The 17,371-nt window shown below is 60.3% G+C and carries 20 protein-coding genes; 10 read left to right on the top strand and 10 right to left on the bottom strand.

Annotated features, from left to right (window positions below; genetic code table 11):
- Window positions 1–33 precede the first annotated feature (33 nt).
- A complete protein-coding gene (locus WKI89_RS03740) occupies window positions 34–1,218 on the bottom strand; it encodes an acyl-CoA dehydrogenase family protein (protein ID WP_337867878.1) in 1,185 nt (394 codons plus the stop codon).
- 303 nt (window positions 1,219–1,521) lie between these two features.
- Between WKI89_RS03740 and WKI89_RS03735 the strand changes: the two genes are divergently transcribed.
- Window positions 1,522–1,908, top strand: a complete 387-nt coding sequence (locus tag WKI89_RS03735) for a S1 RNA-binding domain-containing protein (protein ID WP_337867877.1) — start codon at window positions 1,522–1,524, stop codon at window positions 1,906–1,908.
- A 99-nt stretch (window positions 1,909–2,007) separates the two neighbouring features.
- Here the strand turns inward: WKI89_RS03735 and WKI89_RS03730 are convergent, their stop codons facing one another.
- Together WKI89_RS03730 and WKI89_RS03725 are read right to left on the bottom strand one after the other, a co-directional pair.
- Window positions 2,008–2,556, bottom strand: a complete 549-nt coding sequence (locus tag WKI89_RS03730) for a DinB family protein (protein WP_337867876.1) — start codon at window positions 2,554–2,556, stop codon at window positions 2,008–2,010.
- 77 nt (window positions 2,557–2,633) lie between these two features.
- Window positions 2,634–3,428, bottom strand: coding sequence for an enoyl-ACP reductase (locus WKI89_RS03725; protein ID WP_337867875.1), 795 nt, complete (start codon window positions 3,426–3,428; stop codon window positions 2,634–2,636).
- 421 nt (window positions 3,429–3,849) lie between these two features.
- On the opposite strand from WKI89_RS03725, the gene WKI89_RS03720 reads away from it, so the two are divergent.
- The 3 genes from WKI89_RS03720 to WKI89_RS03710 all read left to right on the top strand — a co-directional run bounded on the left by WKI89_RS03720 (window position 3,850) and on the right by WKI89_RS03710 (window position 5,568).
- Window positions 3,850–4,077: a hypothetical protein gene (locus tag WKI89_RS03720; RefSeq protein WP_337867874.1), complete on the top strand. Its 228-nt coding sequence runs from the start codon at window positions 3,850–3,852 to the stop codon at window positions 4,075–4,077.
- Between the two features lie 126 nt (window positions 4,078–4,203).
- On the top strand, window positions 4,204–4,734 hold the full coding sequence (locus WKI89_RS03715; RefSeq protein WP_337867873.1) for a DinB family protein: 531 nt from the start codon (window positions 4,204–4,206) through the stop codon (window positions 4,732–4,734).
- 3 nt (window positions 4,735–4,737) lie between these two features.
- Window positions 4,738–5,568 carry a neutral zinc metallopeptidase gene (locus WKI89_RS03710; RefSeq protein ID WP_337867872.1) on the top strand — a complete coding sequence of 277 codons (831 nt, stop codon included), beginning with the start codon at window positions 4,738–4,740 and terminating at the stop codon, window positions 5,566–5,568.
- On the opposite strand, the gene WKI89_RS03705 is transcribed toward WKI89_RS03710, so the two are convergent.
- Window positions 5,565–6,164, bottom strand: coding sequence for an ArsR family transcriptional regulator (locus tag WKI89_RS03705; RefSeq protein ID WP_337867871.1), 600 nt, complete (start codon window positions 6,162–6,164; stop codon window positions 5,565–5,567). The genes WKI89_RS03710 and WKI89_RS03705 overlap by 4 nt on opposite strands.
- 183 nt (window positions 6,165–6,347) lie before the next feature.
- Here WKI89_RS03705 and WKI89_RS03700 point away from each other — a divergent pair, with 183 nt between their 5' ends.
- Both WKI89_RS03700 and WKI89_RS03695 read left to right on the top strand, forming a co-directional pair.
- Window positions 6,348–6,560 carry a DUF2892 domain-containing protein gene (locus WKI89_RS03700; protein WP_337867870.1) on the top strand — a complete coding sequence of 71 codons (213 nt, stop codon included), beginning with the start codon at window positions 6,348–6,350 and terminating at the stop codon, window positions 6,558–6,560.
- A 151-nt stretch (window positions 6,561–6,711) separates the two neighbouring features.
- Entirely contained in the window at window positions 6,712–6,915 is a 204-nt protein-coding gene (locus tag WKI89_RS03695; protein ID WP_337867869.1) for a DUF2892 domain-containing protein, read from the top strand.
- Between the two features lie 27 nt (window positions 6,916–6,942).
- Here WKI89_RS03695 and WKI89_RS03690 read toward each other — a convergent pair whose 3' ends face one another.
- Window positions 6,943–8,133, bottom strand: a complete 1,191-nt coding sequence (locus tag WKI89_RS03690) for an MFS transporter (protein WP_337867868.1) — start codon at window positions 8,131–8,133, stop codon at window positions 6,943–6,945.
- Between the two features lie 280 nt (window positions 8,134–8,413).
- Here WKI89_RS03690 and WKI89_RS03685 point away from each other — a divergent pair, with 280 nt between their 5' ends.
- The 4 genes from WKI89_RS03685 to WKI89_RS03670 all read left to right on the top strand — a co-directional run bounded on the left by WKI89_RS03685 (window position 8,414) and on the right by WKI89_RS03670 (window position 13,451).
- Window positions 8,414–8,812: a thioredoxin family protein gene (locus WKI89_RS03685; RefSeq protein WP_337867867.1), complete on the top strand. Its 399-nt coding sequence runs from the start codon at window positions 8,414–8,416 to the stop codon at window positions 8,810–8,812.
- 84 nt (window positions 8,813–8,896) lie between these two features.
- Entirely contained in the window at window positions 8,897–9,613 is a 717-nt protein-coding gene (locus WKI89_RS03680; RefSeq protein ID WP_337867866.1) for a cytochrome c biogenesis CcdA family protein, read from the top strand.
- 181 nt (window positions 9,614–9,794) lie between these two features.
- On the top strand, window positions 9,795–12,965 hold the full coding sequence (locus WKI89_RS03675) for an ExeM/NucH family extracellular endonuclease (protein ID WP_337867865.1): 3,171 nt from the start codon (window positions 9,795–9,797) through the stop codon (window positions 12,963–12,965).
- A 201-nt stretch (window positions 12,966–13,166) separates the two neighbouring features.
- Window positions 13,167–13,451, top strand: coding sequence for a nucleotidyltransferase family protein (locus WKI89_RS03670; protein WP_337867864.1), 285 nt, complete (start codon window positions 13,167–13,169; stop codon window positions 13,449–13,451).
- Window positions 13,452–13,494: 43 nt separating this feature from the next.
- Here the strand turns inward: WKI89_RS03670 and WKI89_RS03665 are convergent, their stop codons facing one another.
- The 5 genes from WKI89_RS03665 to WKI89_RS03645 all read right to left on the bottom strand — a co-directional run bounded on the left by WKI89_RS03665 (window position 13,495) and on the right by WKI89_RS03645 (window position 17,237).
- Window positions 13,495–13,842, bottom strand: coding sequence for a type II toxin-antitoxin system PemK/MazF family toxin (locus WKI89_RS03665; RefSeq protein WP_337867863.1), 348 nt, complete (start codon window positions 13,840–13,842; stop codon window positions 13,495–13,497).
- Entirely contained in the window at window positions 13,839–14,105 is a 267-nt protein-coding gene (locus WKI89_RS03660) for a hypothetical protein (protein ID WP_337867862.1), read from the bottom strand. Before WKI89_RS03660 ends, WKI89_RS03665 begins: the two co-directional genes overlap by 4 nt.
- A 189-nt stretch (window positions 14,106–14,294) precedes the next feature.
- The gene (locus WKI89_RS03655; protein WP_337867861.1) at window positions 14,295–15,236 is read right to left on the bottom strand and encodes an electron transfer flavoprotein subunit alpha/FixB family protein; all 942 of its coding nucleotides are present in this window, start codon (window positions 15,234–15,236) and stop codon (window positions 14,295–14,297) included.
- 19 nt (window positions 15,237–15,255) lie between these two features.
- Window positions 15,256–16,002 (bottom strand): electron transfer flavoprotein subunit beta/FixA family protein, encoded by a 747-nt coding sequence (locus WKI89_RS03650; protein ID WP_337867860.1) that lies wholly within the window; start codon window positions 16,000–16,002, stop codon window positions 15,256–15,258.
- Between the two features lie 89 nt (window positions 16,003–16,091).
- On the bottom strand, window positions 16,092–17,237 hold the full coding sequence (locus WKI89_RS03645) for an acyl-CoA dehydrogenase family protein (RefSeq protein ID WP_337867925.1): 1,146 nt from the start codon (window positions 17,235–17,237) through the stop codon (window positions 16,092–16,094).
- Between the last annotated feature and the right edge of the window lie 134 nt (window positions 17,238–17,371).

Here is a 17,371-nt window from a genome sequence, read left to right as displayed (position 1 = left end):
TCTCGCCAACCCGCCGGGGTGTTCTACCTCTTGTCACCGGTATTGCGACAACAGATTCTTGGCGATGATGACCTTCAAAACTTCACTGGCCCCTTCTCCGATGCGGGTCAGGCGGGCGTCGCGCCAGAAGCGCTCGACCGGATACTCCTTGATGTAGCCGTAGCCACCCAGGATCTGGATGGCCTCGTCGCAGGCCTGTACGCCCACCTCCGAGGCGAAAAGCTTGGCCTGGGCCGCGGCCGGGCCGAAGGGCTTACCGGCATCGCGCAGTTCGGCGGCCTTCAGGTACAAAAGCCGGGCGGCTTCTAGCTGCGTGGCCATGTCGGCCAGCTTGTGCGAGACCGCCTGGAACTCGGCAATGGGCTTGCCAAACTGTTCGCGCTGTAGGGCATATTTGGCCGCAAACTCCATGGCGGCCCGCCCTAGCCCCACCGCCATCGCGGCAATGCCGATGCGCCCGCCCTCCAGCACCTTCATCACATCGTAGAAGCCCTTGCCCCGCTCGCCCAGCAAGGCTTCTTTGGGCAAGGCAATGTCCTCAAAAATAATCTGTGCCGTGTCCGAAGCGTTGAGCCCCAGCTTCTTCTCTTTGCGCCCAATCCGCAGGCCCGGAATGGGGGCCTCAAACACCACTGCCGAAAGCCCCAGGTGCTTCTTTTCCTCGCTGGGGGCGGCATCGGTGCGAGCATTGACCACGTACACTCCAGCCACCGACCCCTGGGTGATGAACTGCTTGGAACCGTTCAGTACCCAGCTCGAGCCGGTGTCTTCGGCTTTGGTGCGCATGGCCGCCGCGTCCGAACCGCTGCCGGGTTCGGTGAGGCCCCAGGCCCCCAGCACCTCGGCGGAGGCCAGCCGGGGTAGATAGTGCCGCTTCTGCTGCTCGTTGCCAGCAATCAAGATATGGCCGGTGCACAGGCTGTTGTGCGAGGCCACGGTAAGCGCCAGCGAACCATCTACCGCTGCAATTTCTTCGATAACGCGGGCAAAAACGCGCGTAGATAGTCCCGCCCCGCCGTACTGCTCGGGTACCTGGGCTCCCATCACACCCATCTCGCCCAGCTTCTTCGCGATTTCAAACGGAAAGGCTCCGGTCTCGTCGCGTTCGGCGGCGGTGGGGGCCACCTCGGCCTGTAAAAAATCCCGTAAAGCACCAATTATCTGGCGCTCCTCGCTATCCAGCTCAAACCACAAATCCTTGGGGCGGTCAGCGATCATTTGAAACTCCTCCGTGGTTCTAATATATCACTTTTTTTAGTTGGTGTTGGAAATACGTTACAAAAAATACCCCAGGCCCCTCTTGGGAATCACCTAAAAACGTCTCTGCTTGTAGCTAACCCGAAAAGCGACGGGAGAGACCCCGGACGTGCCCAGCACCGCCCACTTGCAGAGTTGGTGTAAGACCCGAGATGCTTTTGCGGTGAAATGAGCGGTAGATGATATAGTGAAGCATCGTGAATCCCCCACAGCTCGAGTACACTTGTGTTATGGGATTTCGCGTCGTTTTGGAGGAACGCCTGAATGGAGCTTGAAGCCGGTGCAATCGTAGAAGGTCGCGTCACGCGAATCATGGAGTTTGGGGCTTTTATCGAGTTTCCCACTGGGGAATCGGGTCTGGTGCATATCTCGCAGGTAGCCCACGAGTTTGTCAAGAACATTCGCGATCACTTGAACGAAGGGGATGTGGTCTCGGTGCTGGTGCTGGGCCGTGACGATAAAGGCCGCCTCGACCTTTCCATCAAAGAACTTACCCCGGCTCCCGTGGAGCCCCCCCGGCCCAAGCGCTTGCCCCGCCAGGCCCCCGAGTTTGAGAACAAACTCAAAAGCTTTTTGCGTGGCTCAGGTGGTTTTGGTGGCGGTGGCAGCAAAAAGCCGGGTGGTGGAAAGGGTGGGCGCAAGCGTCGCTAAATGTTTCCCGTAGGGGTTTTAGCTGATGAGCTGATCGGCCATTCCTAGGGGGACTGCATCCAGTTCGCAGTAATTGCATAAGCTGTGTTGGAAGCGGGGTTAGCCCCGCTTGTTTTTGTATGTTTCTTGTAGAGCTTGCGAGAAGGCTTCGGATTGCCCTTTAGGGATGGACAGGCTCTCGAAATCCGCACCCCGGATTTGCTTGGCCAGTTGTACGATCTGGCCGTAATGGTAGGCCGTATGGGTGATGGAACGTTGGATGGCCTCGACTACCGTATGGGGCTGGCCGCGAATGAAGATGGTACGCCCAAGATCATCTACCGATAAGGCCTCCAGCGTATTCAGGACGGCCTGCCAGCCTGCCTCCCAACGCGCTTGCAAGTTCTCTATGTTGTCGTTTGTATCCAACTCGAATTCGCTGTCGCGGTGCCGGTCGGGTTTCTCTCCATCACTGGTCAGAAAATCTGTCCAGCGCGAATGTAGATTACCGGCCACATGCTTGACGATGTGTGTCAAGGTGTTGCTCTGTTCGGCAGGAAGGTAGAACCAAGCCTGCCGCGAAACCTGTGCCAGGGCTTGATCGGCCAAGGTCTTGTAGCGGTGGAACTCGGTGATGGAAGCGTGCAGGAATAAATCTCTGCTATCCATGTTGGCCTCATGGGTCGTTGGGCATGGAGGGTTGAGGCGTAAGAGACCACAGTCTCATTGCTTGTAAAGTGGTCTAATCAGATCTCTTCTTCATCCCAGCTCATGCCCATGATGTTGTAGCCCGCATCCACATACACCGTCTGGCCGGTGGTTCCGCTGGATAGGGGAGAGAGCAGATACAAGCCCAGGTTGCCCACTTCCTCATGGGTAATCATGCGGCCCAGGGGGGCTGTGGCGTTGTACTTGGCCACCATCTTGCGAAAGCCAGGGATGCTCATGGCAGCTACGGTGCGGATGGCCCCGGCGCTGACTGCATTGACCCGGATGTTTTTCTTCCCCAACTCATAGGCCAGGTAGCGCACGCTGGCTTCCAGAGCGGCCTTGGCAATGCCCATCACGTTGTATTTGGGCACCACTTTTTCCGAAGCGTAGTAGGTCAGGGTGACCAGGCTACCCCCTTCCCGTAGCAACGGCTCAGCTTCGCGGGCTACGGCGACCAGCGAGTATGCCGAGACCTGCAGGGCGGTGTTCCAGTCGGCGGCGGTGGTATCCACAAACCGCCCTTCCATGGCTGGGCGTGGGGCAAAAGCGATGGAGTGAACCAGGTAGTCCAGCCCTCCCCAGGCAGTTCCCAGATCGGCAAACATGGCCTTGAGCGCGGTCTCGTTGGTCACATCCACCTCGTAGAGGCGTTGATGGGGACGCCCAGCGGTCAGTTTTTCTAGCTTCTCCCTTAGCCGCTCCCCTTGATAGCTGAAAGCCACTTCCGCGCCGGCGGCATACAATTTCTCGGCGATGGCCCAGCCCAGGCTATGCTCGTTGGTCACGCCCATGACCAGGGCCTTTTTGCCGGATAAGTCAATAGAGACCATAACCTCCGTATCTTATACCAACTCCGTGCGTGAGTGACGCTAAACGCGCCCCTCACTTACCACGCCGGTTAGGTTCCGGCTTGGCCCAGTGCTTTGCGCCAGAATTGCGTAAGCGACTTCGCCTGTGGGTGCGTTCGAGGGTCTCTTAAACGCAGACTCGGAAATTCCCATACCCCTCGAGGCCTGGCAAGGCCTAGGTGGAGTAATTGGAGATAGTTCCAATCTTCTCCTAGCAAAGTGTTGTTCAGGCTGTTTCAGGCCTCTGAACCAATCCTCATAAAAACCCAATAGAATATTGTCTACAACAAGTTGTTTAGATAATTACCAATGGTGGGACATTTCTCACTACTGTAATCCACACACATTAGGCTATAAACGTCTAACAAAGTGCAGGTCTCTTTCGGCAGCAAGGGAGGCAGGTATGCAGACGCTTCAACAGGGGGTGACGACAGTGGGAGGCATCCAGTGTGAGTGGGTTCCAGGTACCATGAACCAGGTCAAGGTGCACTTGCCAGGCCATGATGTGCAAGTGACCCTCGATCAGTTGCAGCAAATTGCTGGGATTGATGCCGTACACGAACTCTACCTCAAGGGCCTGATCTCCCTCCCCTCGAGCAGCAAGCTATGCGAAGCCTTCGATAAGGTGTAGCTCCAATTCGGTCAAGAAGGTTCTTTAGCGGCCCTGCGGGGTCGCTTTTGGGTACTGCGAGGTCCCGTGCGATTGGGGTCTGGCCTTGTTTGGTGCGCGGCCTCCCGAGTTCTGTACAATACCGGCATGACAACAGCCCAGGAGATGTTGGGTCGCTTTGGCGATGCCGAGAATTGCCTCAAACATTTGGAGCGCTCGAGGCGCGAATTGCTGCATTTTGTGGAGAGCCTGTCCGACGAGCAGCTATTGCATCGGCCTGGCGTGGAGGTCTGGAGCCCGGCAGAGGTGTTGGAGCATATCTCGCGGGTGGAAGAGTCGGCAGGAAAAATCATCCGCCGGTTGCGCAAGGTGGCACTGGGCGAGGCCGACCCCTTTCCACCCTCGCCGGCTGGACAGACCCGCCCCGATGGCCGCCCCCTGGCTCCACCTCTAATGTACCCTAAAGGGGAATTGTCCCGCTCAGAGGTGTTGGAGCGCTTGCAAGCTATGCGTATGCGGGTGCTGACCGAGGTGGCCGAGAGCGGCGAACGCTTACCCCACCCACCTACCTATGGACACCCCTTTTTCGGCGACCTGACCGCCCTGGGATGGCTGCAAACCCTGGTCTACCACGAGCGACACCACCTGCGGCAAATTCAAGAACGATTGAAGGAGTGAAGCATGAAATGGGAAGATTTGCGCAAGAGTCAGAACGTGGAAGACCGGCGGGGACGCGGCCCCCGCATGGGCGGCCCCACTAGCATCGGCATTGGGGCAGTGATATTAGCCTTGCTGGGGGGGCTGCTGTTTGGGGTCAACCCTGCCGATATCCTCTCGCAACTCCAGGGAGGAACCGTTACCACGGCCCCTGCACCGCAAAACGCGCCCGCCAACGACCGCGATAGCCAGTTTGTGCGCTCTATCGTGGGGGATCTGGAAGACACCTGGGGGCAGCTGATCCAGGGCTATCAGCCCCCGCAACTGGTGTTGTTCGGTGGACAGGTGGAGTCGGCTTGTGGGTTTGCCGATGCCGCGGTGGGGCCGTTTTATTGCCCCCGCGATGCCAAGGTGTATCTGGACACTAGCTTCTTCGATCAGATGGAGCGCCTGACCCGGGGGCAGACCAGCGATTTTGCCAAAGCCTATGTGATTGCCCACGAGGTGGGCCACCACATCCAAAACCTGCTGGGCATTTCCGACAAGGTGCGGGCCCAGCAAGCCCGCAGCAGCCAAACGGTGGCCAACCAGCTTTCGGTGCGCTTGGAGTTGCAGGCCGACTGTCTGGCCGGGGTCTGGGGCCACTACGCCCAGCGGCGGGGTTTGCTCGAGTTTGGCGATGTGGAGGGGGCCATCGCCGCAGCCAGTGCTATCGGCGACGATAACCTCCAGCGCCGCTCGCAAGGCTATGTGGTGCCCGAAGCCTTTACCCATGGTTCGTCGGAGCAGCGGGTGGGCTGGTTTAACCGGGGTTTCCAGACCGGCGATCCCAACCGCTGCGATACTTTCCGCTAAGTTCTGGCAATCAGAAAGTGGCAGGCCCGCTTTCCATCGCGCTGACAGAAAGGGCGCTCGGCGGGTAGTCCGGTGGCTTTGGTAATCACCTTAGGGGGCAGGTCGCACACCGGCTCGAAACGCTGTCCGGTGGCGTAGTACAAACAGTTGTGGGCTCTGAGCTCCCAGCCAGCCGGGGTTTCTTCCAGGGTGCCCAGCATGTCGCCATAGTCCATATACTCCAGCAGCGCCTCCAGCTTGGCCCGCCCCTCGAGACCCTCGAGCTTTTGCCGCAATTCCCGGGCCATGCTCTCGGCCACCCCCTCCAGCAGCCGCTCGATCAGGCCTTCGCGCTCGGCCTCCGCCAGCACCGCATCCAGCAACTCGGGATAGCGCTTGGGGAAGAGGCCTTCCGAAGCCTTGGTCAGGCTGTAGACCGTGGCCGGGCGGCCCTTGCCCAGGCGGCGCTGCTCTTTGGCCAGCCAGCCGCTTTTCTCGAGGCTGCTAAGCTGGTGCCGAACCGCGGTCTCGCTCAGGCCCAGGTGGGCCATCAGCTCCTTGATGGTGCTGGGGCCGTGCTGCTTGAGGTATTCCATCAGTTGGCGGGGGGTGTTCATGGTCGCTCCTGTTCACCTTTGTGCCGGACTCTGCGTGCGGATGGGCTGTTCAGCCGCCCGCCCGTTCGCCATAGATATTTTCGCTATTTTCACTATTGATATAGCATTAAACTCAGTATACCTTAACAACTAGAGAAACGGTTCTGTTCCCAAAGTAGAACAAACCAGCTCGAGGATGAGAATATGAAACCCAACGAAGGTACAACCGACCGGATCATCCGTCTGGCGTTGGCGGTGGTGTTTTTCCTGCTGGCTTTTGCGGTGGCTGCAGGGGTGTGGGTCTATGTGGCGGCGGGCCTGGGTGTGGTCATGCTTTTGACGTCGGTTGTCGGCTTCTGCCCGCTGTATGCGCTCCTGGGCATCAATACCTGCCCGGTGCCCCAGCGCAAGGCCTAGCGCCATGCGGATAGGCCATAAATGTAAACAGAAGGGTAGATGTTCTTAACTGGGTGGGATGTAAAATGTAGGGTGAATCGGGCCAGTTTATAGCCAATGCGCAGACTTCCGCGCGCCATAGGCATGGCCTGCTTCCACCGAGGAGGAAACTATGATTCCCAACGTAGGCAGCACGGATCGGCTCATTCGCTACATCCTGGCGGTGGTGTTTTTCCTGATTGCCTTTTTCGGCAGCAGCGGCATCTGGGCCTGGGTGTTTGGGTTGCTGGGGGTGATTATGGCCGTAACCGCGACCCTCAATTTCTGCCCGATCTGGGCTGCGTTTAAGATCAACACCAGGGGCAAAGCGACCTGAACTTGCTCCTCCCTCGTCCTGGCCGCTCTAGGCCAGGGTTTTGCTTTGGGGCAGGGAATGGGGTGGCAGGGTGTTGATGGCGCCTCGAGCGCCCCACAACAACCAAAGGGCCAGGGAGAAAAAGAACGACACCAGCAAAAACAGTGCTGTGGGGCTCTGGGCCTGGTAGAGCGCGCCTCCTGCTGGCCCGGCAATCAAATGGGCCAGACCAAACGCCAGCCCATTGCGAAAGCTCTGCAGGGTGCTGACCTGGTGGGCCTTGGCGCGGGCGTCAATGATGCGTACCGAACCCACGAAAAATAGGCCGAAACCCATCCCGACTACCATTCCACAGGCCAGCATCAGGGCCGGATGGTTCGCCAGGGCCATTCCTAGATAGGCCAGGGCATACAGCCCTGAGGCCAGCATCATCACCCCTGCGTCGCCCAGCCAGCGGGAAAGCCTGCGCTCGTAGCGCATGGTCAACATCTCCACCAGCGCGATGGTGCCATACAAAAATCCCACCATGGCCGCCGCACCCCCCCGGTCCTGAATGGCCAGCCCCAGAAAAGGGGCCGCCAACCCCAACCCAAATCCCATCAACAGCACCACCAGGAGCAGCAGCAGGGTGCCCCGGTCGTGCAGGAACAGCTCGTGCAGGGTTTGAAAAAAATCCCCTCGAGCCCCCGTCTCCGCCGATACCTCGGGTAAGGTGCGGGCCACGCCCAGCAACGGCAGGGTAGCCACCGCGGCCACGATGAACATGGCCTCGTAGCCCACCCGGGCCCAGGCCAGGCCGGCCAGCGAGGAGGCCAGCGCAAAGCCCAGGCTGCCCCACAGCCGCATGCGTCCATACTCGAGGCCGTTGCGGCTGGCCATTCGACCAATCAGGCTATCCGCCAGCGGGGACACAAAAGCCTGGCTTAGCCCCAAGGCTGCCATACCCAGCAACACCCCCCAAAAGCCCTGGGCAAAAAAGAGCGCTACCAGCGATAGCGCCAAAGCCAGCAGCGAAACGCTGAGCACAGCCACCCGCTTTTGCCGCGCATCGGCCCAGGCCGCCACCAGCGGGCTAAAAAGCAAATTGCACAAAGGAAAGAGGGCGATGGCGATGCCAATCTGCGTTGGATTTAATCCGAGTTCGCGAAAATGCACGCCTAAAAAGCCTTGGTACAGTCCATTGGCCCCCCAAAACCCAAAGTAGTACAGTGCGCCTCGCAACTGAAAAGACAACGACACCAGGCCATTCTACGTGAGAGCACTGGCCGCGGAAGGCACACCGATGCACGAAACCTGGGTGGTTTCAGCCATTTGCAAACCGCCCCATTCGTGTCAAAGAAGCTTCTGGGCGGATTTTGTCAAGCTCTGCGGGAGAGGCTGACGTAGGCGTCAAAGAATTCCCCAAACACGTTTCTGAACACGGAACAGCAACTCATACGAAGCTGCTCCGTATCCGATTTTTGTTGGGCCTACGTACAGCCCCTCAAGTGGTCGAAATTGGGCCACCCAGGAGGATCACATGAAAAAACTGTTGTGGGGATTGGTGGGTGTTGTGGCAGCGGTGGTGTGGATGCAGGTAGCGCAGACCCAGGCGCAAGGCAGCATGGCCAAGTCCAGCGCTTATATGGAGTACAGTGCCCAGGCTTTTGAAGAGGCCAGTAACCAGAAGCGGGTGTTGTTTTTTGCAGCAAGCTGGTGCCCCACCTGCCGAGCCGCCGACCGCGACATCAACGCTAAATTGGGCGAAATCCCCCAAGGACTGGTGATCTTCAAAACCGATTACGACAAAGAAACCACCCTCAAAAGCAAGTATGGCATCGTTCGTCAACACACCTTCGTGTGGGTAGATGCCAAAGGCAATGCCTTGAAAAAGTGGAGCGGCGGCAACTTGGCCGAGATTGTGACGAATACGCGCTAAAAGCGCCGGGCCGGGTAAGCTGCGCTCCACACCCTTTCCTCTTGGTGCAAAGCGCCTACCCTAAGCCCCAAGCCTGATTTTTTTATGCTGACCGCCTTCTTCGCCTTTCTGTCCGGCATGGTCACGGTGGCCTCGCCCTGCGTGCTACCGGTGCTGCCCTTCCTGCTCTCGGGCGCGGTAGGTGGGCGTCTGCGGCCCTACGGCATCATCCTGGGCTTTATCACGTCTTTTACGGTAGTCACGCTGTTCCTCAGCGCCATCGTCACCGCGCTGAACATCCCACCCGACACCCTGCGCCATGTCTCGATTGCCCTGCTGCTGGGTTTTGGGTTGGTGCTGTTGGTTCCTTCCCTACACAAAGGTTTCGAGGGCCTGACCAGCCGCAGCCTGAGTAGCATGAAGCAGGTGCAAGGTGACGGGTTCGGGGGTGGCATGGCTGTGGGTGCAACCCTGGGGGTGCTGTGGACACCCTGCGTCGGCCCGATCATGGCCAGCGTGATTACCCTTGCCCTGAGTGGCAGCGTGACTGGACAGGCTGCCCTGGTGACACTGGCTTTCTCGCTGGGAACTGCCATCCCGATGCTGGCGGTGATGCTGGGGGGTCGCAGGCTCCTGAACCGTGTCCCCGGATTGATGAACAACCTGCCCCGTATTCAGCGCGGCTTTGGGCTGGTGATGGTGCTTTTTGCGGTGGGCTTTTTCTTCGGCCTAGATCGCAGCTTTCAGACCTGGGTGCTCGATGTCTTCCCCGGCTATGCCGATTTCCTGACCCGCCTCGAGGGCATTGGCGCCTCGGAATAGCCCCGTCTCTTCTGCTACCCCACTCCATATCCGGAGTGGGGTATTTTTTGACAAAAGACATGCCCATGTAATGTAGGAAAGAAACGCACCGGTGCGTTAGGCTAGGCAAAAGCGTTTTTATGGGGGCTGGGATGCGACACTGCCCTGACGGTGGATCAATACAGTTCGGCCAGGAGGATGAATGAAGCTACATGTGGGTGTTCTATCGCTCGTCTTAATCGTACTAGCGGCGTGTACGCAGGCTCCGCCCGCGCAACCCCAAGCCAGGCTCAGCGCCCGGGCGGTTTCGAATGGGGTGGTGATCAGCCAGGTCTACGGCGGGGGTGGCAACAGCGGGGCGCCCTATACCCACGACTTTGTAGAGCTGTTCAACCGCGGCACCACGCCGGTGTCTTTGAACGGCGGGTCTATCCAGTACGCCAGTGCGACCGGAAACGGCAATTTTGGCGCCAGCAGCACCCAGTTTACCGAACTGCCCAACGTGACCCTACAGCCTGGACAGTACTACCTGGTGCAGCAGGCAGGGGGTACGACAGGCGCACCGCTTCCCACGCCGGATCTGGTGGATTCCACCCCGATTGCGATGGCGGCGGGGGCTGGGAAGGTTGCTCTTGTATCGAGCATCACGCCGCTGGGCTGTAACGGGGGTTCCACCCCTTGCTCCGATGCCAAGTTGGCTCAGATTGTGGATCTGGTGGGATACGGCGGCGCCAATTTCTTTGAAGGCTCGGGCGCGGCCCCCACACTTTCCAACACCACCGCAGCCCTTCGGAAGGGCAACGGCTGCACCGAGACCGACAACAACGCAGCCGATTTTGAAGCAGCCGCCCCCAGCCCCCGCAACACCGCCTCGGCCCGCAACTTTTGCAATGAGTCGGCCCCCAGTGTGGTCTCCACAGTTCCGGCCTCGGGCGGCACCATCAACCCCGACGACAATCTGACCCTCACCTTTAGCGAGCCGGTGAACGTGAGCGGTGCGTGGTTTGGCCTTACCTGCTCCACCAGTGGTGTCCGCAACTTGGCCGATACGGTGGTCACGGCCAACGCCACCTCGACGCAGTTTGTCATCAACCCCAACACCGATTTGGCCTCGGGCGAGAGCTGCACCCTTACGGTGTTTGCGGCCCAGGTGTCGGATGTGGATACCCTCGACCCCCCCGACACCATGACCGCCAACCTCGAGCTTGCCTTCAACCCGGTCTCGGTCTGTGACCTGCCCCATACTCCCATCTATCAGATTCAGGGCAGCGGCATGTCGGCAGCCATCACCGGCTATGTGGTGACCAAAGGCGTGGTGGTCGGCGACTATGAAGGTTCTTCCCCCACCTTGCGCGGCTTCTACATCCAAGACCCCAGCGGTGACGGGGATGCGAGTACCTCCGATGGCATCTTCGTGTTCAACGGCAACAACAATAGCGTGAGCCTGGGCGATGTGGTGCGGGTGGTGGGAACGGCGGGTGAGTTCCAGGACCAGACCCAGATTAGCGCGACCTCCATTACCAAGTGCGGAACCGGAACCGTCACGCCCACCGACGTGACCCTGCCCTTCGCTTCGGCCACCGAGGCCGAGCGCTACGAGGGCATGCTGGTGCGGCTGCCCCAGACCCTTTATGTAACCGAGCACTTCCAGCTTGGGCGCTTTGGACAGATGGTGCTCTCCTCAGGCGGGCGGCTGAAGCAGCCCACCAATGTCACCACCCCTGGCGCTGCCGCCAACGCCCTGCAAGCCCAGAACAACCTCAACCGCATCATCCTGGACGATGCCCTGCAAAACCAGAACCCCGACCCCATCCTGTTTGGGCGGAACGGCCAGCCCCTGAGCGCCAGCAACACCCTTCGCGGGGGCGACACCGCTACCGGCATCGTGGGGGTGATGACCTACACCTGGGCCGGCAATGCCGCCAGCGGGAATGCCTACCGGGTGCGGCCCATTGGGGCTTTGAATGGCTCGGTAAATTTTGTGGCGGCCAACCCGCGCCCCACCACCGTGCCCAGTGTGGGTGGCACGCTGCGGGTGGTGGGGTTCAACCTACTTAACTTCTTCAACACTTTTGATGGCCTGCCCGACACCGTGGACAACTGCACCAATGGCGTTGGCGGCCCGGCCACCGACTGCCGCGGGGCCGATACCCTGGCCGAGTTCAACCGCCAGTGGCCCAAGACGGTGGCGGCCATCCTGGTCATGAACCCCGATGTGCTGGGCTTTAACGAGATGGAAAACGACGGCTACGGTCCCGATAGCGCCATTGCCTTTTTGGTGAACAAGCTCAACGAAGCCACCGCCCCCGGAACCTATGCCTTTATTGATGCCGACGCGGCCACCGGGCAGGTGAACGCCCTGGGTACCGACGCCATCAAGGTGGGCCTGATTTACAAGCCGGCCCGTGTGACCCCGGTGGGACAGACCGCGGTGCTCAACACCCCGGAATTTATCAACGGCGGCGACAGGACCCCGCGCAACCGGGCCTCGCTGGCCCAAGCCTTCCAGCAAAACGATAATGGGGCCATTTTTATCGTGAACGTGAACCACCTCAAGAGCAAGGGTTCGGCCTGCGACCTGCCCGACCAGGGCGATGGCCAGGGCAACTGTAATGCGGTGCGTACCAGGGCCGCCCAGCAACTGGCGGCTTGGCTGGCCACGAACCCCACCGGCATTGCCGACCCGGACATTCTCCTGATTGGCGACTACAACTCCTATGCCCAGGAAGACCCCATTACCGCCCTCAAAAACGCAGGCTTTATCAACCTACTCGAGACCCGTCTGGGCCCCGATGCGTATTCGTACGTGTTCGACGGGCAGTGGGGCTACCTCGACTACGCGCTGGCCTCGGCCTCGCTGGACGCCCAGGTGTCGGGGGTGGCCGAGTACCACATCAACGCCGATGAACCCAACGTGCTCGACTACAACACCGATTTCAAGACCCCCAACCTACAGGCCCTGCTCTACGCCCCCGATCAGTACCGCACCTCCGACCACGACCCGGTGGTGGTGGGCTTGAACCTGTTTGCGCCGCGTGCGTGGTTCTTTGGCCCCGTTCCGCCTTTCCCGGCCTTCAACACCGCCAATGCGGGCCGGTCTATCCCGCTCATCTTTAGCCTGGGTGGCAACCAGGGGCTCAACATCTTTGCGCCGGGATACCCCAGGTGGCAGGCTATTCCCTGTGGGTCTACCGCTGCGGTCAATGGCACCAACCCCACCAGCAGCAAAGGCGGTCTGAGCTACGACCCCCTCCAGGACCGCTACACCTACCCCTGGAAAACCGAGCAGAACTGGGCGGGGAGCTGCCGCCAGGTGGTGGTGCGCTTCAGCAACGGCGTTACCTACCGGGCTAACTTCAACTTTGTGAAGTAGGCAGGGCTGGGGCGGAACCCACCCCAATCACGGGGTGGGTTTTTCTATTGGCGGCTTTCGGGGTGGTTTAGGCCTCGAGGCCCAAGAGCCTACCTGCTGCTCTGTTCTTCGAGGCAGAGTCGGTCACGACAAAGCTCAAAATAAAGAGTTAGATTTTTGGCCGCTCCTGTGACTCTGGAAGCAGGTGCTAGACTGGTGTCCATGTGCCGTGCCGAAGTTCTTCCCATCCTGAAAGCCCACAAAGCCGACCTGGAAAGCCTGGGGGTTTCGGCGGCCTATCTGTTTGGCTCGGTAGCCCGTGACGAAGATCATGCGGGGAGCGACGTGGACATTCTGGTAGAACTAAGCAGACCGATGGGTTATTTCGAGTTTCTGAGCATTCAGTTTGCATTGGAAAAATGGCTGGGCCAGAAGGTGGATTTGGCGACACCCAGCAGCCTCCAACCACGCATCCGTGAACGGGTGATGCGCGAAGTTGTGCTTTAGTCCTTCAGCTTCTTGGCCGCATCTATCAGGCCCGGAGCACTGCCTACAGTGCCAGATGAAGCCTGAGTGCTGCGTCTAACGCTTGCATGTGTTGTTCTGGTACGTGCCCTATCAGCCGTGAGATGCGGTTGGTGCTAATCGCACGAATTTGCTCGGCCTGGGCTTTGCTGTCCTGCGAGAGACCGGTAGCCTCGGCGGGTAAAAACACCTGAAAGTTGTAGATGCGCTCGGTGTTGGTGGAGAGCGGCACTACGGTCACCATACCCGCGCCCATCTGCTCCACCACTTCGTTCGATTCGTCGTTGCTCACAATTACCACTGGGCGGCGTTTGTTAGCCTCGGAACCTCTAGTGGGTTCCAGATCGGCGAGATAGATGTCGCCACGCCTCATTTCTGGCGTCTCCGTTTTCTGGATTTGGGGGCGGGTTCGTCCAGCCCGTCCCCTACGGTTACCTCCCAGACCTCGGCCTCGCCGCTCTCGAGCCATTCTTGGTAGGCTTCGGTGTACTGCCGGCGTAACTCGTTTTTTTGCAAGAGGCTCAGGGCCCGCTCTACCACCTCCGACTTGGTGGGCATACCGTGCGCCGCCTGGTAGCGCTCGATGAATTGGGCCAGTTGGCTGTCCACACTGACACTGAGTTTGGTGTTGCTCATACTCCAAAATGGTAGTACAGATTGGTGTACGAAAATGTAAGAAAGGAGTCCTCATACCAGTTTCGCTTGAATCCTTCACCGTAGGGCGTAGTCCGAGGTGAAGGATTCAAGCCGACGGATGGGAGTAGAAAAGCATTTCGGTAGTATCGTTTAGGCTAGTCAAAGTAAACGATACTGCCGAAATGCATATTAGTCCTTCAGCTTCTTGGCCGCATCTATCAGCGCGGGCAGCACCTGGTGTACGTCGCCCACAACGCCGTAGTCGGCAATTTTGAAGATGGGAGCCTCGGCGTCTTTGTTGACCGCCACGATGTACTTGCTCTTGTTCATGCCGGCCTGGTGCTGCACCGCGCCCGAAACCGCCAGGGCGATGTAGACGTTGGGCTGGACGGTTTTGCCGGTCTGCCCCACCTGCTCGCCGTAGGGCCGCCAGCCCGCGTCCACCACCGCGCGGGTCGCGCCCACGGCGGCGCCGAGTGCGCTTGCCAGCTCCTCCACGCCCGCAAAAGCCTCGGGGCTGCCTAGCCCGCGCCCGCCGGTCACCACCACGGTGGCCTCGGTGAGCGAGACACCCTTCTTCTGCTCGCTCAGGCGCTCGAGCACCTCCACCGTAGGGGGCAGGCTGACCTCGAGGGCCTCCACCACCCCGCTGCTACCGGCTGGCTCGGCCAGGGGGGTGGTGTTGGGTTTGGCGGTAAACACCACCGGCAGCGCCGCTTTTTGCTTCTCGGTCACGCGGTTCAAAAAGCTATAGCGCACGCCGATGATGTGCTGGCCGTCCGCGCTGGTCTCGAGGGTGTCTTCCAGCAAGCCGGCCTTCATCTTGTAGGCCAGGCGGGCCGTCCAGGTACGGCTCTGGCGGCCTCCGCTGGCCACCACCACCTTCGCCCCGCTTTTCTGGGCGGCAGCGTAGGCCGCCTCGGCCCACTTCTCGGGTGTGTAAGAGCCCACCTCGGCGGCATAGACCGTGGGCAGGTACTGGGCCGCCTCCTGGGCTACGGCCTGGGTGTTTTCACCGATCACCACCCCGGCAATAGCCCCCAAAGCGCCGATTTGCCGGGCCCGGCTGATGGCTTCCAGAGCGCCTTTGCGCAGGCGCTGGCCGTCGTGTTCCAATACGACTAGAATCATGCAATCCTCCAAGCGGCTCTTAGATAACCTTTGCCTCTTCATGCAAAAGCCGCACCAGCTCGTGGGCAGCGGCCACCGGGTCTTTGCCGTCAATCATCATGTTCAGGCGGCTTTTCTCCTGGATGGTCTGTTCCAGAATCTCCACCTTGCTGCTGGCGCTCACCGGAACCTTTTTCAGCTCCTTGCGTTTGGCCTTCATGATGCCGGGTAGGGTGGGGTAGCGCGGCTCGTTCAGGCCCTGCTGGCTGGTAAAGACCGCCGGCAAGGCCACCCCCACCACCTCGGCGCCTTCGTCGAGGTCGTGCTTGGCTCTGGCCTGGGTCTCGCCGTCCAGCTCGATCTGGGTCGTCCAGCTCACCACCGGCCACGAGAGGGCCTCGGCCAGGGCCGGCCCCAGGGCCTGCGAGTCCCAGTCGGCCTGCTGCCCGCCGGTAAAGACCAGGGTGGGAGCCTCGGCCCGGATGACCTCGGCCAGGGCCTCGGCCTGCGAGATGGGGTCGAGGTAGCCCTCGGCCACCAGGTGGATGGCCCGGTCAATGCCCATGGCCAGCGCGGTGCGGACGGCCTCCTCGAAGCGCTCGAGGCCCAGGGCCAGCACCACGCTCTCCCCCCCGTGCTTCTCCTGTAGCCGGATGACCTCCTCCACCGCCCACTCGTCCATCTGGTCGAGGATCATGGTGACCCCGCCCAGGTCTACCTTACCCCCCTCGATCTTGAGGCGGGACTCACCGTCTGGAACCTGCCGGATAACCGCAACGAACTTCATCTCTCCTCCATATTCTGCAAAACACTCTTAGCTTCACACCCTGGCTGCGACCGGACAGCCACCAGGGCTGTCCCTACTGTCCCTACGACCTACCCTTTCAGGATATGCCGCGCGATGATGAGGCGCTGTATCTCGTTGGTACCTTCGTAGATCTGGTTCAGCTTTACATCGCGCAGAAGCTTTTCTACCGGGTACTCGTGCATGTAGCCATAGCCGCCGTGAATCTGAATGGCCTGGTTGGCCGCCTCAAAGGCCATCTCCGAGGCGTAGGCTTTGGCGATGGCCGCAGCGTGGGCGTGGGGCTGGTGGGTGTCCACCAGCCAGGCCGCATAGTAGGTGTAGGTGCGGGCGGTCTCGAGGCCCATCAGCATCTCGGCCAGCTTGAACTGGATGGCCTGGAACTCGGCGATGGGCTTGCCAAAAGCCTCGCGTTCCTTGGCGTATTTGGCCGACTCGTCCAGCGCCCGTCGGGCAATGCCCACCGAGCCTGCCGCCACCGGGATGCGGGTCTTATCGAGGGTGTTCATGGCAATCTTGAAGCCGTCGCCCTCTTGGCCCAGAAGGTTCTCTACCGGCACCCGGCAGTCCTCGAAGACCAGCTCGTAGGTGCCGCTGGCCCGCTGGCCCATCTTGCCGTGCAGTTTGTTGGCCTTGAAGCCGGGCGTGCCCTTCTCCACCACCAAAGCCACCACGCCCTTGTGGCGCAGCTCCGGGGCGATGGTGGCAAACACCACCACGGTCTCGGCCTCGCCGCCGTTGGAGATCCAGGTCTTGGTGCCGTTGAGCACGTAATGGTCGCCGTCCCGCACCGCCCGCGTGCGCAGGGCCGCGGCGTCGGAGCCGTTGCCGGGTTCGGAGAGGGCAAAAGCCGCCAGGGCCGGCTTTTCGGTGAGTTTCTTGAAGAAGCGCTGCTTCTGCTCGTGGGTTCCGGCCAGCAGAATGGGGGTGATGCCCAGATCGGAGGCCATGGGGATGGTGTAGATGCCCATGCAGCCCCAGGCCAGCTCCTCGCCGATGATGACTTCCTCGAGCATCCCCAAACCCAAACCGCCATAGGCCTCGGGGATGATGGCGTTCAGCAGGCCCACCTCGTGGAGCTTTTCCGCCAGGCCCCAGGGCACCTCCTCCTTACGGTCGTACTCGGCGGCCACCGGCGCGATCTGCTCCTTGGCGAAGCGCCGGGCCAGCTTTTGCAGCTCTTTTTGCTCGTCGGTCAGGGTGAAATCTATGGGCATGGCTGAAAGCAGAAGGCCCAAAGCCGCTACAGTTTTTGGCATCTGGCTTTTGGCATTCAGCTTTTCTTCACCTCCTTACAAAACTTCTTGTACTTAGTATAACTTTTTTCCTTCGCTCTCGTCTATCGTATCAC

The sequence above is a fragment of the Meiothermus sp. genome (genome assembly GCF_037443965.1).
Classification (GTDB): Bacteria; Deinococcota; Deinococci; order Deinococcales; family Thermaceae; genus Meiothermus.
Note: the sequence above shows the minus strand (reverse complement) of the source record. Positions and strands in the feature narration are given on the sequence as shown.

Bases quoted from the DNA above. Each gene is read 5' to 3' on its own strand.
- WKI89_RS03740 (WP_337867878.1), bottom strand. From the start codon at position 1,218: ATGATCGCTGACCGCCCCAAGGATTTGTGGTTTGAGCTGGATAGCGAG.
- WKI89_RS03735 (WP_337867877.1), top strand. From the start codon at position 1,522: ATGGAGCTTGAAGCCGGTGCAATCGTAGAAGGTCGCGTCACGCGAATC.
- WKI89_RS03730 (WP_337867876.1), bottom strand. From the start codon at position 2,556: ATGGATAGCAGAGATTTATTCCTGCACGCTTCCATCACCGAGTTCCAC.
- WKI89_RS03725 (WP_337867875.1), bottom strand. From the start codon at position 3,428: ATGGTCTCTATTGACTTATCCGGCAAAAAGGCCCTGGTCATGGGCGTG.
- WKI89_RS03720 (WP_337867874.1), top strand. From the start codon at position 3,850: ATGCAGACGCTTCAACAGGGGGTGACGACAGTGGGAGGCATCCAGTGT.
- WKI89_RS03715 (WP_337867873.1), top strand. From the start codon at position 4,204: ATGACAACAGCCCAGGAGATGTTGGGTCGCTTTGGCGATGCCGAGAAT.
- WKI89_RS03710 (WP_337867872.1), top strand. From the start codon at position 4,738: ATGAAATGGGAAGATTTGCGCAAGAGTCAGAACGTGGAAGACCGGCGG.
- WKI89_RS03705 (WP_337867871.1), bottom strand. From the start codon at position 6,164: ATGAACACCCCCCGCCAACTGATGGAATACCTCAAGCAGCACGGCCCC.
- WKI89_RS03700 (WP_337867870.1), top strand. From the start codon at position 6,348: ATGAAACCCAACGAAGGTACAACCGACCGGATCATCCGTCTGGCGTTG.
- WKI89_RS03695 (WP_337867869.1), top strand. From the start codon at position 6,712: ATGATTCCCAACGTAGGCAGCACGGATCGGCTCATTCGCTACATCCTG.
- WKI89_RS03685 (WP_337867867.1), top strand. From the start codon at position 8,414: ATGAAAAAACTGTTGTGGGGATTGGTGGGTGTTGTGGCAGCGGTGGTG.
- WKI89_RS03680 (WP_337867866.1), top strand. From the start codon at position 8,897: ATGCTGACCGCCTTCTTCGCCTTTCTGTCCGGCATGGTCACGGTGGCC.
- WKI89_RS03675 (WP_337867865.1), top strand. From the start codon at position 9,795: ATGAAGCTACATGTGGGTGTTCTATCGCTCGTCTTAATCGTACTAGCG.
- WKI89_RS03670 (WP_337867864.1), top strand. From the start codon at position 13,167: ATGTGCCGTGCCGAAGTTCTTCCCATCCTGAAAGCCCACAAAGCCGAC.
- WKI89_RS03665 (WP_337867863.1), bottom strand. From the start codon at position 13,842: ATGAGGCGTGGCGACATCTATCTCGCCGATCTGGAACCCACTAGAGGT.
- WKI89_RS03660 (WP_337867862.1), bottom strand. From the start codon at position 14,105: ATGAGCAACACCAAACTCAGTGTCAGTGTGGACAGCCAACTGGCCCAA.
- WKI89_RS03655 (WP_337867861.1), bottom strand. From the start codon at position 15,236: ATGATTCTAGTCGTATTGGAACACGACGGCCAGCGCCTGCGCAAAGGC.
- WKI89_RS03650 (WP_337867860.1), bottom strand. From the start codon at position 16,002: ATGAAGTTCGTTGCGGTTATCCGGCAGGTTCCAGACGGTGAGTCCCGC.
- WKI89_RS03645 (WP_337867925.1), bottom strand. From the start codon at position 17,237: ATGCCCATAGATTTCACCCTGACCGACGAGCAAAAAGAGCTGCAAAAG.